The organism is Glaciecola sp. XM2, from assembly GCF_018595715.1.
Classification (GTDB): domain Bacteria; phylum Pseudomonadota; class Gammaproteobacteria; order Enterobacterales; family Alteromonadaceae; genus Glaciecola.
This window is the reverse complement of sequence record NZ_JAHEOJ010000019.1, coordinates 62117-74127: the sequence shown is the minus strand read 5'-3', so window position 1 is coordinate 74127 and position 12011 is coordinate 62117. Positions and strand designations below refer to the sequence as shown.

The following is a 12011-nucleotide window of genomic DNA, read 5'->3' as shown; positions in this document are numbered from 1 at the left end:
ATAAAAGAGGATGATGTGAGTGTAAAGTAGCATGGTGGCCGTATTGCCAACAATTGGGACTGCCCGCACATCGATGTGGCTGCCCACAATGTTCATGCGAACGCCCCACGGCGACGCTCAACCGTCAATTCAAAACGTTACTCCTTAAACGAAATTTCAAGAATGTTTAAGCTGAGTTTGCACTTGACCGAATTGGCCACCAAGCAACTACTGTCGGCCTTATGCAGCAAACGCTCCGCTTTTTCAATGCTCTCACCTTGCGCTATTACTAGCTTTACTTCGCTAACCACTTCAGTGAACTGACTTTTACCTTCAATCCTATCTAAAGTGCCCGTTGAATTGCACTGAATAGACATCCACTCAAACTTTGACGCTCTTGCGATGGCTTTAAATGACAAAATCAAGCAGCTCGAAATAGACGCCATAAAAAAGTCCTCTGGTGACCATTTATCGCCGGGACCACCGAACTGCGCGGGCGCGGCTACCGCTAGTGCCTCTACATTTTCAATTTTAACATCGAGGGTATTATCAGATTTGCCAACTGCATTTACATGATAATGATGGGGTAAAGACTGCATGATTTCTCCTAAAAGGGTATGAATGGATAGTGTGAATTGAGATTTTGTATAGAATTGGTGAGATAGTAACGAAATTAATCTGTCGTTTTTTTGATATAGGTTAAAAACTCATCGTAATCTTTTGCTAGCGTAATAAGAAAGCTAAACAACGCTAGAGAGAAAAATGCAAGACAAAGGCCTTGAGCAAACACCTTGGCATTCAATGAGTGTTCAAGAAACCTTAAACATGCTTAACTGCAGCGTCTCTGGACTTTCCCAAAATGAAGCCCAAAAACGCTTGGACGAGTACGGCGAAAACGTACTCAGTCGAGGCCAAAAAACTCATCCACTACTGAGATTTCTCGCCCAATTTCATAATATTCTCATATACGTATTAATCGCTTGTGCACTGGTCACCACAGCACTTGGGCATATTGCCGATACACTTGTCATTTTAGCCGTTGTGCTAATTAATGCTTTGGTTGGTTATGTGCAGGAAGGCAAGGCCGAGCAAGCACTTGACGCTATTCGACAAATATTAGCACCAAAAGCCAATGTGCTAAGAGACGGGCAGCGGGTGAATATAGATGGAGAGCAACTCGTACCCGGTGATGTGGTGCTCTTAGAGGCGGGCGATAAAGTCGCCGCTGACCTTCGAATCATTTCTTCACATGGCCTATCGATTCAAGAGGCCATTCTAACCGGCGAATCTATGCCTGTGGACAAAGACACAGAATCAGTAAGCAAACAAAGCGCATTGGGTGACCGAGTGTCGATGGCATTTTCAGGTACTCTAGTTACTAGCGGCAAGGGCAAAGCGCTTGTTGTGGCAAGCGGTCAACAAACCGAACTTGGACGAATAAGTGGATTATTGGCAAAAGTAGAGCCTCTCACAACTCCTTTAGTCGCGCAAATGAACCAGTTTGCGAAATGGCTTACCTTTATTATTTTTGTTATTGCATTAGCCCTGCTTGGCTTTACTTACTTTGCCTCACAGTTTGAGTTTACAGACATGTTCATGGCGGTAGTAGGACTCTCTGTTGCAGCCATTCCTGAAGGCTTGCCCGCGGTATTAACCATAACCCTAGCGATCGGCGTAAAGGCAATGGCACATCGAAATGCCATTGTAAGACACTTACCCGCTATAGAAACCTTAGGTTCAGTGTCAGTTATTTGCAGTGATAAAACCGGCACCCTTACACGTAATCAAATGATGGTAGTAAAAGCGATTACCCATGCTTATAGCATGATGGCAGACGGCACTGGATATTCACCTAAGGGCTCGGTCACAATAAACGACGAAGCGGTGTCGATTGATAACAACCCTATTGCCAAAGAACTCGCCCAAATCGCGGTGTTGTGCAATGACGCAGCTTTACGCCAGCATAAGGATGCATGGGTAGTAGAAGGTGACCCAATGGAGGGCGCGTTGCTGGCCTTTAGCGCAAAACTTGGGGCTGATGCGGATGATATCCAGGAAGGATGGAAACTAACCGACACCATTGCATTTGATGCAAAGCACCGTTTTATGGCCACGCTCCATCATGACCACGATGAGCATGCTTTTATATTTGTCAAAGGCGCACCTGAACGCATGTTGGCCATGTGCAGTGCTCAGCGCGCAGCCGATGGCAGCGCAGAGGCACTTGATGAGCACTACTGGAACCAACAGATTGAAGAGGTAGCAGGCCGAGGGCAACGGCTATTAGCCCTGGCGATTAAACCCATTGATTGTGAGCGTCATGTTTTAGAGCATAAAGACTTAGAAGAAGGTTTGGTGTTAGTCGGCATGTTGGCGATGGTTGATCCACCTCGCCTAGAAGCAATTGAGGCCATTGCACAATGTCATGATGCAGGCATACAAGTGAAGATGATCACCGGCGATCATGCAAAAACTGCCGCAGCGATAGCGAAACAAATAGGCTTAAACAATACTGACATGGTGCTAAGAGGCGAAGACATTGACCGCTTAGATGATAAAGCCTTAAAAGAGGCCGTATTAGAATGTGATATATATGCACGCACTAGCCCTGAGCATAAATTGCGCCTAGTCATGGCATTGCAGTCACATAATATGACCGTAGCGATGACCGGCGACGGGGTAAACGATGCGCCATCACTAAAACGCGCAGATGTGGGCATTGCAATGGGTAAAAATGGCAGTGAGGCGGCAAAAGAAGCCGCAGATGTCGTGCTTGCTGATGATAACTTTGCCTCGATAGTGGCTGCTATTCGAGAGGGTCGAACGGTATACGACAACCTCAAAAAAGTCATTAGCTGGACACTTCCTACAAACGCCGGCGAAGCAAGCACCATTATTGTTGCGTTGCTGCTGGGAATGACGATGCCTATCACGCCTATTCAGATTTTGTGGGTCAACCTGATTACGGCTGTCACCTTAGGGATTGCCTTAGCGTTTGAGCCAACCGAAGCTTCCACCATGAAACGCATGCCCCGTTCTCGCGACGAGCCGCTCTTAAACAAAGAGCTCATCTGGTATGTGGTTTTAGTATCGTTTTTATTTCTATGCGGCGTTTTTGGCTCATATCATTATGCAATAGAGCGAGGTTATTCTATTGAATTGGCCCGCACTATCGCCCTGAATACCCTGGTAGTGATGGAAATCTTCCAGCTGTTTTTTATTCGCAACATTTACGCAAGCGCTTTAAATTGGGAAGCCGTGCGCGGCACAAAAATAGTATGGACCGTGGTAGTAATTATTACGCTTGCGCAGTTTGCTATGACTTATTTACCGCCGTTACAAAGCGTTTTTGCTACCGCGTCTATTCCGCTTATAGATGGGGTTTTGATTATTGCTATCGGGGTTGCCTTATTCATTATTATTGAATTAGAGAAGCGGTTGCGTATGGCGGTAAAAAGACGCTACGCCTAAATAAAAGGTTCATCATAGAGCTAGATACGCTAGCTTTCATGAATATTTGACTCAAAAAATTGAGCACCATAAATGTCATGATGAGGTCGAGTAATCGACAATATTCTTTAGGCCCTCGCAACGACTCAAATACGTAATTTGCAATGCAAAAGCGTGCTCAAGAGCGTGAAAAGCTATGTAGCTCTCGCCACAACTACCTCTCTGTTTCATATGGCGTTGGGGGCCTGCCCTAATTAACTCGATGTTACCTCTTTGTGTAACATGCTGACCATCGCCATCAATTTTAAATGGTGAGTTTTAAGCTTTTTATGCAGCTCGGCTTGGGCGGCATGCTCCTTCGCTTCTTGCTCGTGCAAACCGACTTGTTTCTCGTCCGCTTCAGCGAACTTTTCACTCGTATGGTCTTGCTGAACTTTGCGCATGGTTTTTTCATGCTCACGCTGTTCGCCTTCGTGTGCTTTGATTGCCTTTACATGATCTAACAAGTTGGCAGACCGCTCACGCAACGCTGACTCAATGTATTGAAGTTTATTTAAAGCTTGCTCATGCTCTTTCAGCCAAAAACCCACTTCATCTAACCACATTTTATGCTCACTTTCCCACTGTGCATGTTCATGGTGAGCAGTCAAATGGGCTTCATCTACCACAGCGTCAGCTTGCTCTCGTAAACTTTGCGTAAATGCGATTAACTGAGCAGTATTATTGTTAGCAAGGGTTTTAAACTTGCTCCACATAGACTCATTTAAGTAGGCCATATCAAACTTTAACTGTTCTTTATACGCCTCTGTAGCACCTTCTACAGCATCGCTAAAGGTTTTGAAGTTGTGCTTTAAGGTTTCACTGGCGTGCTGGATATTTTCTTTGCTATGTTCTGTGGCTTCTTCAAGCTTTTTCTCCGCGGCATGAAAGGCCTCTTGCAAGCTTTTACCTTCTTTTTCTACAAACTCTTCTACGGCTTCTAGCATGGCTTTGTAGCTTGGTTGATGCTGTTTATCATGGTTATCATTTTTCATAAGATGTCACCTCTGTGGGATTCTTTGGTGTGTTTTATCAAACACGCAACTGATATAGATTTGTCGTGAGTAAAATGTGAATAGGCTCACATTACATAAAAACATTCAGCTATTACCACCAAGATTACACCCCTGTGCACTTTGTATCTATAAGCAATGATACGCATGCAATTGTGGCTACTACGGATAGCGCAAAAGGGATGAGTGTAGGAAAATGGGACAAACAAGGTGACGCTGTTATTTTGCTTTGCGCACGTCAAAGCAAGGAAGAACAAAAGGTGTTCGACGGTTGCTTTGTGTGGAGATGCTTATGCACTTTAAAGACTATTATGAAATTCTTGGTGTGAAAGAAGATGCTGACTTAAAAGACATCAAGAAAGCCTATCGAAAAATTGCGTTAAAACTGCACCCCGATGTCAATTCGGGGGCAGACGCGGATGAGAAGTTCAAAGAGCTAGCCGAAGCATATGAGGTACTAAAGGATCCAAAGCGCAGAGCGCAGTACGATGAAATGCGCAAATATGGAGGAAATACAGCCGACGGATTTAACCCACAGCGAGAGTGGCAAGGCCAATCAGACGGTTTTAACGGCGCTCATGAACACCAAGATTTTTCAGACTTTTTTAACTCTGTGTTTGGAGGTGGCGGTTTTCATAAATCCGGTGGCGACAGAGGCTCAACAGAGTATTCCAACGATTTTGCCATGAAAGGTCAAGATGCAGAGATTGAAGTGCCGATCTTTCTTGAAGATACCTTGCACATCACTGAAAAAACCATCCAGTATTCGATACCGCACGTGCTCGATGGACAGATTCAACATAAACGCAAAACCTTAAAGGTCAAAATACCCGCAGGAGTCAGCGATGGTGAACGCATTCGCCTAAAAGGACAAGCAGGTAAAGGGCACGGTGATGGCCCTAATGGCGACCTATACTTACATATTCGCCTAGTCCCCCACCCCTTATTTGATGTCAGCGAGCATGATCTGATGATCACCGTTCCTCTATCACCATGGGAGGCAGCACTCGGCGCAGAAGTCACGATTCCAACGTTGGATGGAAAAATTAAGCTCAGCATAAAAGCAAATAGTCAGGCTGGTCAAAAACTCAGAATAAAGGGCAAAGGCCTCAAGAGCAAACATGGCAAAGGCGACCTCATCGCCATATTGAAGATTGTGATGCCTGAGAAATCCGATGAAAAAAGTCAGTTGCTGTGGCAACAATTAGCGCAATCGCAAGACTTTGACCCACGTGAACAATGGAGTAAATAAAATGTCAGATAACATGCTAATTATCTCTTTTGACGAGCTGTGTGAATCCCACCACATTCAACAAGAGTTTATTATTGAAATTGTTGATTATGGCATTGCCAAACCCATATCGGGAGATAGCGCTGACCAATGGCAGTTTGAAACCGCAAGCGTGCCTTGGCTTAAAAAAGCCATTGATTTATACACTATGCTTGAAATGGACTGGTTTGCAGTGGCAATGATAATAGAGTTGCTGAAGCAAAAAGAAGCTTTAGCGAAGGAAAACACTCAATTAAAAAGGCGCTTAGAAAGGTAAGTGTATCTGCCAAAATCAGAGTCAGTTTTTGTTATCGCCGCTTTGCTTGGCTTTGACATGGGAGGGCTTGTCGTATTTGCGCTGAGCTTAACAGTGGTGTCTTTTTTAGCACTGCCTTATTTGTTTATAGTAATGAAAACTATCGTTCATTCATATTGGACGTGCAGGATAGCGCTTTAACACATTTTTGAATGTTCTTGTTGAAAGCGAGCGCTTTAAATCATACGATTTGGCCTTATGGCGAAGGGTTTGAAATTGTTTAAAGGGTAACAAATAAGGAAAATTATTGGACTATGGACGTCACCTGTTCTAAATGTAAAAGAAAAATCGATGCGAACAATATTAATGTAGCGAAAGACACCGCGTTTTGTAGTTCTTGTGAACGTCTTACATCTTTATCAGACATACTTCAATCAACCCCAAGCAAGAATTTTCGCGCAAACTCACCCGTTCAAGGCACGACCCTCGATGACCAAGGTTATATGTGGACGGTTTGTGGTTCGCATCGTAGCTGGATGGCGCTTTTCTTCGTTCCCTTCACCATGGTATGGGCGGGAGGTTCGCTCTCAGGTATTTATGTTAGCCAAATCATTAAAGGTGAATTCGATGTTACTCAGTCACTTTTTGGCCTGCCGTTCTTAATCGGTAGTATTGTATTAATATCGGTGTGTCTGATGAGTGTTTTCGGAAGGACATTAATCTCCGTTGAAAACGGCAAGGCACTTGTTTTTATAGGCGTAGGCTCAATTGGCTGGTATCGAAGGTTTGATTGGAAGACAATTGACAGAGTCACGGAGAAGCACTCTGGGCAATATAAATATATTTCTTTGGAGGGAAGTAAACGGATTAATTTAGGCTGGGGTCTGAACGGAAAAAAGCAGTACTATATTGCAAACTTTCTTCGGACTAAACTTTAATGGTAAACATTGGCATTACGGAAAATTGCATATAACAACAAAGGAGCAAGTTAGTGTTTGAATCAGATGTATTTAACCGAAAATCAAGCGGCGAAGAAGAAATTAGTGGTGCGGCTCTGTATATGGATATTATTAATCTATTTGTGAGAATTCTACGCATTATGGGTCGAAAATAGTGACGGGATTTTTGTAACGCTATTTCTTTGCATCAACTCAAAGGGGACATGAGTAATGGAACTACTAGTAGCATTATTAACAAACATTGGCCTAATCTTTTTCTTTGTATTTGGCATTGCCGTGTATTTGGCGGTAAAGCAAAAAAATCACAATGATTAGCATTTTGCTCCAATTAAGCCATAGCGATTGCCATTGCCAAATTTGGCGTTTGTGTTTTCATAAAGCAGTTTGGCACCAACCTGTATGGTGGTATTGGCGGCGGTAATCAAGGTAACACCCTATAAAGCGAGCTTGAGTGCCATAAAGCATTGAGTTGAACAACATTTGGTGAATACGTGTGGCGTTTGAGCAAAATGAGTGTTCGCAAAGCAGGCCATATCTTATTGTGGTATTTGTGAACACCAAAAGCGGTATTTTTTATGTAGGCTTGGTAAAAAATGCGTGCTGTAAACTTAGCGTAAATCGTGTGAAAAACGGGCAATAGAAGCAAGATAACTTAATGGAGTCTTGCTGTATCGCCCGATATCTTATCCTGCTTTTACTCCGACTTAAATTTAACCGCAGTGCCGTAGGCAAGAAGCTCGGCTGCACCTTGGGCAATCATCGACGTGGTAAAGCGAACATCGATAATCGCATCGGCATTAAGGCGACTTGCTTCATCTAACATTCTATCAATGGCTTGCTCGCGGCTTTCTGCCATTAGCTTAGTATATTCATTGATCTCACCGCCCAGAATGTTTCTAAATACGGCTAAAATATCTTTGCCAAGATGACGTGCCCGAATAGTGTTTCCTCGCACTAAGCCTAAGTGCTGAGCGATGACTTTTCCGGCGACTTCATCAGCAGTAACTATCATAATGCTTTTCATAACTTTACTCCTTTATATTTATCTGTTTTTCTAGCTATAAATTGTTGGCGTGCCACGCTTACAAAGAGGCCAATAATACTGCCCCAAACCAAGCTTGGTATTAACTTTTCAAATACACTTAAATTACTTTCAAAATAAAATTCATAAACGCTAAAAACAAGCCCGATGCACAAGGATATAATTAATATTGTCCATGCAATGGTTTGCGCGATTCTTGACCCCGAGCCTTCAAGCAGCGCCTCAATTTTATCGGCCTCTAAGCTTGGTGCACTGCTGCCTTTCACCATATTTTTCATTTGAATTAACTCTTTTAGCTCTTGCGCACATGGCGCACAGTCAGCAATGTGTAAATCTATCAATTGTCGTTGTTGTTGGGTGAGTTCATTGTCTGCATATGCACTAAGTAGTGTGCGGTCGCAATTACGCTCATTTGCACTATGAACACTTTCATTGCGTATGGATTTATTCATTGTATTCTCCTTTTTCCGCAAGCTTGAGTAGCTCTGTTTTTAGGGACTGCCTTGCGCGAAACAGACGTGACATAACTGAGCCGTTCGCGATGGCCAAAATCTCAGCTATCTGTGCGTATGAAAAGTCGTGATAGTCTTTTAGTAAGATTATCTCTCTGTGCGATGCGCTGATACTAGCCAATGCCAAATCTATCCTTTGTTTACTTTGCGCTTGGCTCAAAAGCATATCTGGCTCATTGCTGCTAGCGTGTGGGAGTATGCTATGGGCGTCATCTGGTTGATTGTTATTCTGTAATTGACAATCAGCTTGTTGACGTTTGAGCGCGATAGTATTTGCTCTTAATCTGTCTATTGCTTTGTTTCGCACAACTTTAAAAAACCATGGCTTGAACTCAGCATCAGCGTATTCGCTTTCTTTGCGCTTTGTTAAGGCAATAGTTGCAGCATCTTGCATTACGTCATAGGCGTCGTCTGGCTGGCCAACAATATTAGCTGCCAGCCTATATGCGTCGTTGACGAGATCTATAAGATGCTTTTGCATAAATACCTTACCCAATTAATTTAACGCTTATTACTATAACGAGTGAGCTCTCTGATTTATTCCCACATTATGAAAAAAAATGCAAAAAGATTCAGCCTATAGGCAAATCACTCACCAAAGCAATGAGCAATCAGATAAACCCTATCAAGCAAAAAGTATGACATGGGTTATCCGGTTACCGGCTCAGCGCTTAAAACGGGTGTTTAACATAGATATTAGCGAATGTGAAAAATGCGAGAAACGCAATATAAGCATCATCGCTTGGATTATAGATAGTCAGCTTATCCACAAAATACTGGCATATTTAGAGAAAAAGTCAGACAAACAAAGCTATCTTACGACTGGCTGAATGTCTGCTGTGGATGTTCGTTGCCAGTCAAGCGATTGAGTAGAAAGCAATTCTTTGACGATGTTGTGCAAATAGCTACCCTCAGAAACGGAGCATTTGGGCCGAAGAACTCGTTTAAAACACCTGAATGCCGTGGTTACGCAACCAAAACTCATCAAGCTCCCATTTCACTTGTGTAACATCGTCTTGCTCAGTGATGAGCTTAGCCACTTTCAATTGTATTCTTGCAAGCTCCTTTTGCGCTGCTACCATCTTTTCAGAGTCATCATCTTCATAGCGAAGTTCTGATGACATTGCTCTGAGCACAGACGTGGCAGATACCTTACCAGAGCGTGGGCTCGATATGGTGACCACGCCGTTGTCAAAAGACTCAACGCTAAACGTATAAGGATAATTACTAATTTCTGAATCATCTTGCAGAACGTTGTTGAGCTGATACACACGCAAATCAAAAAATAACAGCCAGGCCAGTATAATTAATCCTGCGCCGATGGCTATACGCTTTTTTGTTCGTGTATTCATATAGTTATACTCTTATAAAACAATCAGCAACCAGAAGTATCTCAATCATTTAGTACTAACAACACGCCTTTTGAATTGTATCCATATCACAGGTGATCACGGTAACATTGGTGTACCCTACTCTAGCTAATTGCTCTGCTGACAGCATCGCTCTTGCCGATGTGGCGCAATGCAAATAAATAGGTCTTTGCGGGTCCTTTTCTATTTCCATTAATTTCATTTCAACTAAGCCACGAGGAATATTAATTGCCCCTACCGCTGGCTTAGCAGCATGCTCTGCTGGTTCACGAACATCTATGAGCAGCCCGTTGTTTTGCTCTCTTTCTTTCGCGGCAACATCTGCCGAAATACAGCGAACATTAGGCTTCACTTCGCTCAGTAAGTCGGGAATGGTTTTTAACATGGTGTATTCCTTTTGCGGATTATCTTATCTTAAGACGGATATATTCTAAAACGCACTCTATCGGGAGGCGTTTTTTTGAAGTCGTTTGAATATATATCACCCAATAAAGCCTTATCTTGACGTGCATCAAAAATGCGATCGTTGGTTTGAATATTCTCTATTGCAGGTGCATGATCGGTGCTATGGTTAACAAATAATTAACAATGGGCAGCAATATATGGCGACCGTAACATGCTTAGGTGCAGCACAAGAAGTAACAGGCTCATGCCACTTAATCGAAGCTCCTTCTATCGGCAAGGTGTTACTAGATTGTGGCATGCATCAAGGGGCAAGCGCAGTCAAGCGACTCGGCAAAGAACGATTCGCGTTCAATCCCAAATCGATTGATGCTTTAGTGCTCTCTCATGCCCACTTAGATCACAGCGGACTAATACCTAAACTCGTAAAAGAGGGCTTTTCTGGCCCTATATATTGCGCTGATGCAACGGCTGATTTACTCAAGATAATGCTGTTCGATTCGGCGAGCATTTACCTGAGTGATCTAGAGCGTGAGAACCGCAAACGCCAGCGTAAAGGCAAGCCTCCTCTTGAGCCAGAATATACGGAAGACGACGTGCGCTCGGCGCTTTCTTTGTGTATTACCAAAGACTATTTAACGCCTTTTACGCTATCGGATGAAGCAAGTTGTACCTTTTATGATGCAGGACATATTTTAGGCTCAGCCATTGTTGAGATTACCTTAAGCGATAAAGGCCAAACCAAGACATTAGTGTTTACAGGCGATTTAGGCAATCAAAATACCGTATTGATGAACGACCCTTCGTTTTTAAATAAGGCCGATATTTTGCTCATGGAAGGTACTTATGGCGATCGTAATCACCGCCCCATCGAAGATACCGTGCAAGAATTACGCGACATACTAAAAGAGACTCAAGAAAGAGGTGGAAACATCATGATCCCGGCCTTTGCAGTGGGCCGAACCCAAGAGATACTGTTTTACTTAGGCCAGTTACATCGCGAGGGCGCGTTGCAAAATTGGCAAGTGGTACTCGATAGCCCCATGGCCATTGAAGTCAGCAAAGTATACGACCGTTGGTTCTCTTCATTAGACGCAGACGACATTGATGAAGCTGCGCCTAACGCCCGTTCTATCATTCAAGACTTTATACCTAGTTTGTTTTTATCCGTTACCACCGAAAACTCAATGGCAGTGAACAATATAAAAAAAGGCGCAATCATTATCGCAGGCAGCGGAATGTGCACTGGCGGGCGGATTAAACATCATTTTAAAAGCCGCATTTGGAATGAGCGCAATACGATTATTTTTTGTGGTTTTCAGGCAAAAGGCACGTTAGGGCGATTGTTGGTAGACGGCAAAAAATCAGTGACCATTTTTAATGAAAGATTTGCTGTGCGAGCGCAAATCGAAACGTTGGGCGGCTTTTCGGCCCATGCTGGCCAAAGTCAGCTTGTAGAGTGGGTAAGCCATTTTTCACCTGTACCCAAAGTCGTCCTTGTGCATGGCGATGCAGAAGCTTTGGACACTCTGTCTTACGTACTTTGGGAGGACAAAAAGATTGGCAGTATCATACCGAGCTTAGGGCAGTCTATCGCGTTTTAATATCAAAGGTAGAAGCGACTCACAAGAAGGTAGTCATTCATGAGTCGCACGTATAACTGAAACGCAATCATGTAGCCACACGGATCAGGGCTGAAGATTACAATTTAAGCCTGGT

General features: G+C 43.4%; 13 protein-coding genes. 6 read left to right on the top strand and 7 right to left on the bottom strand.

Going from position 1 to position 12011, the window contains the following annotated elements; all coding sequences use genetic code 11:
- Positions 1–137: 137 nt before the first annotated feature.
- Positions 138–578, bottom strand: a complete 441-nt coding sequence (locus tag KJ365_RS04205) for an OsmC family protein (protein WP_214450383.1) — start codon at positions 576–578, stop codon at positions 138–140.
- Between the two features lie 163 nt (positions 579–741).
- Here KJ365_RS04205 and KJ365_RS04200 point away from each other — a divergent pair, with 163 nt between their 5' ends.
- Positions 742–3450 carry a cation-transporting P-type ATPase gene (locus tag KJ365_RS04200; RefSeq protein WP_214450382.1) on the top strand — a complete coding sequence of 903 codons (2709 nt, stop codon included), beginning with the start codon at positions 742–744 and terminating at the stop codon, positions 3448–3450.
- Between the two features lie 233 nt (positions 3451–3683).
- On the opposite strand, the gene KJ365_RS04195 is transcribed toward KJ365_RS04200, so the two are convergent.
- Positions 3684–4463 (bottom strand): zinc ribbon-containing protein, encoded by a 780-nt coding sequence (locus KJ365_RS04195; protein WP_214450381.1) that lies wholly within the window; start codon positions 4461–4463, stop codon positions 3684–3686.
- A 310-nt stretch (positions 4464–4773) separates the two neighbouring features.
- Between KJ365_RS04195 and KJ365_RS04190 the strand changes: the two genes are divergently transcribed.
- The 3 genes from KJ365_RS04190 (at position 4774) to KJ365_RS04180 (ending at position 6945) form a co-directional block, all read left to right on the top strand.
- Positions 4774–5733: a DnaJ C-terminal domain-containing protein gene (locus KJ365_RS04190; protein ID WP_214450380.1), complete on the top strand. Its 960-nt coding sequence runs from the start codon at positions 4774–4776 to the stop codon at positions 5731–5733.
- A 1-nt stretch (position 5734) separates the two neighbouring features.
- Positions 5735–6028, top strand: coding sequence for a chaperone modulator CbpM (locus KJ365_RS04185; protein WP_214450379.1), 294 nt, complete (start codon positions 5735–5737; stop codon positions 6026–6028).
- A gap of 293 nt (positions 6029–6321) precedes the next feature.
- The gene (locus KJ365_RS04180) at positions 6322–6945 is read left to right on the top strand and encodes a hypothetical protein (RefSeq protein ID WP_214450378.1); all 624 of its coding nucleotides are present in this window, start codon (positions 6322–6324) and stop codon (positions 6943–6945) included.
- A gap of 715 nt (positions 6946–7660) precedes the next feature.
- Here the strand turns inward: KJ365_RS04180 and KJ365_RS04175 are convergent.
- Genes KJ365_RS04175 through KJ365_RS04165 form a run of 3 tightly spaced genes read right to left on the bottom strand, consistent with a single transcriptional unit; the run spans position 7661 to position 9001 of the window.
- Positions 7661–7990 carry a YbjQ family protein gene (locus tag KJ365_RS04175; protein WP_214450377.1) on the bottom strand — a complete coding sequence of 110 codons (330 nt, stop codon included), beginning with the start codon at positions 7988–7990 and terminating at the stop codon, positions 7661–7663.
- The gene (locus tag KJ365_RS04170; RefSeq protein WP_214450376.1) at positions 7987–8460 is read right to left on the bottom strand and encodes an anti-sigma factor family protein; all 474 of its coding nucleotides are present in this window, start codon (positions 8458–8460) and stop codon (positions 7987–7989) included. The genes KJ365_RS04175 and KJ365_RS04170 overlap by 4 nt, the downstream gene beginning before the upstream one ends.
- Positions 8453–9001 carry an RNA polymerase sigma factor gene (locus tag KJ365_RS04165; protein ID WP_214450375.1) on the bottom strand — a complete coding sequence of 183 codons (549 nt, stop codon included), beginning with the start codon at positions 8999–9001 and terminating at the stop codon, positions 8453–8455. The genes KJ365_RS04170 and KJ365_RS04165 overlap by 8 nt, the downstream gene beginning before the upstream one ends.
- 79 nt (positions 9002–9080) lie before the next feature.
- Between KJ365_RS04165 and KJ365_RS04160 the strand changes: the two genes are divergently transcribed.
- Positions 9081–9350, top strand: coding sequence for a hypothetical protein (locus KJ365_RS04160; protein WP_214450374.1), 270 nt, complete (start codon positions 9081–9083; stop codon positions 9348–9350).
- Between the two features lie 114 nt (positions 9351–9464).
- Here KJ365_RS04160 and KJ365_RS04155 read toward each other — a convergent pair whose 3' ends face one another.
- Entirely contained in the window at positions 9465–9872 is a 408-nt protein-coding gene (locus KJ365_RS04155) for a hypothetical protein (protein WP_214450373.1), read from the bottom strand.
- Between the two features lie 55 nt (positions 9873–9927).
- Entirely contained in the window at positions 9928–10275 is a 348-nt protein-coding gene (locus KJ365_RS04150; RefSeq protein ID WP_214450372.1) for a rhodanese-like domain-containing protein, read from the bottom strand.
- Positions 10276–10492: 217 nt separating this feature from the next.
- Between KJ365_RS04150 and KJ365_RS04145 the strand changes: the two genes are divergently transcribed.
- Complete coding sequence (locus tag KJ365_RS04145) at positions 10493–11896, top strand: MBL fold metallo-hydrolase RNA specificity domain-containing protein (protein ID WP_214450371.1); 1404 nt, start codon at positions 10493–10495, stop codon at positions 11894–11896.
- Positions 11897–12011: the final 115 nt, after the last annotated feature.

What these genes read in the sequence shown, in the direction of transcription:
- KJ365_RS04205 (WP_214450383.1), bottom strand. Translation starts at nt 578, where the DNA reads ATGCAGTCTTTACCCCATCATTATCATGTAAATGCAGTTGGCAAATCT.
- KJ365_RS04200 (WP_214450382.1), top strand. Translation starts at nt 742, where the DNA reads ATGCAAGACAAAGGCCTTGAGCAAACACCTTGGCATTCAATGAGTGTT.
- KJ365_RS04195 (WP_214450381.1), bottom strand. Translation starts at nt 4,463, where the DNA reads ATGAAAAATGATAACCATGATAAACAGCATCAACCAAGCTACAAAGCC.
- KJ365_RS04190 (WP_214450380.1), top strand. Translation starts at nt 4,774, where the DNA reads ATGCACTTTAAAGACTATTATGAAATTCTTGGTGTGAAAGAAGATGCT.
- KJ365_RS04185 (WP_214450379.1), top strand. Translation starts at nt 5,735, where the DNA reads ATGTCAGATAACATGCTAATTATCTCTTTTGACGAGCTGTGTGAATCC.
- KJ365_RS04180 (WP_214450378.1), top strand. Translation starts at nt 6,322, where the DNA reads ATGGACGTCACCTGTTCTAAATGTAAAAGAAAAATCGATGCGAACAAT.
- KJ365_RS04175 (WP_214450377.1), bottom strand. Translation starts at nt 7,990, where the DNA reads ATGAAAAGCATTATGATAGTTACTGCTGATGAAGTCGCCGGAAAAGTC.
- KJ365_RS04170 (WP_214450376.1), bottom strand. Translation starts at nt 8,460, where the DNA reads ATGAATAAATCCATACGCAATGAAAGTGTTCATAGTGCAAATGAGCGT.
- KJ365_RS04165 (WP_214450375.1), bottom strand. Translation starts at nt 9,001, where the DNA reads ATGCAAAAGCATCTTATAGATCTCGTCAACGACGCATATAGGCTGGCA.
- KJ365_RS04160 (WP_214450374.1), top strand. Translation starts at nt 9,081, where the DNA reads ATGCAAAAAGATTCAGCCTATAGGCAAATCACTCACCAAAGCAATGAG.
- KJ365_RS04155 (WP_214450373.1), bottom strand. Translation starts at nt 9,872, where the DNA reads ATGAATACACGAACAAAAAAGCGTATAGCCATCGGCGCAGGATTAATT.
- KJ365_RS04150 (WP_214450372.1), bottom strand. Translation starts at nt 10,275, where the DNA reads ATGTTAAAAACCATTCCCGACTTACTGAGCGAAGTGAAGCCTAATGTT.
- KJ365_RS04145 (WP_214450371.1), top strand. Translation starts at nt 10,493, where the DNA reads ATGGCGACCGTAACATGCTTAGGTGCAGCACAAGAAGTAACAGGCTCA.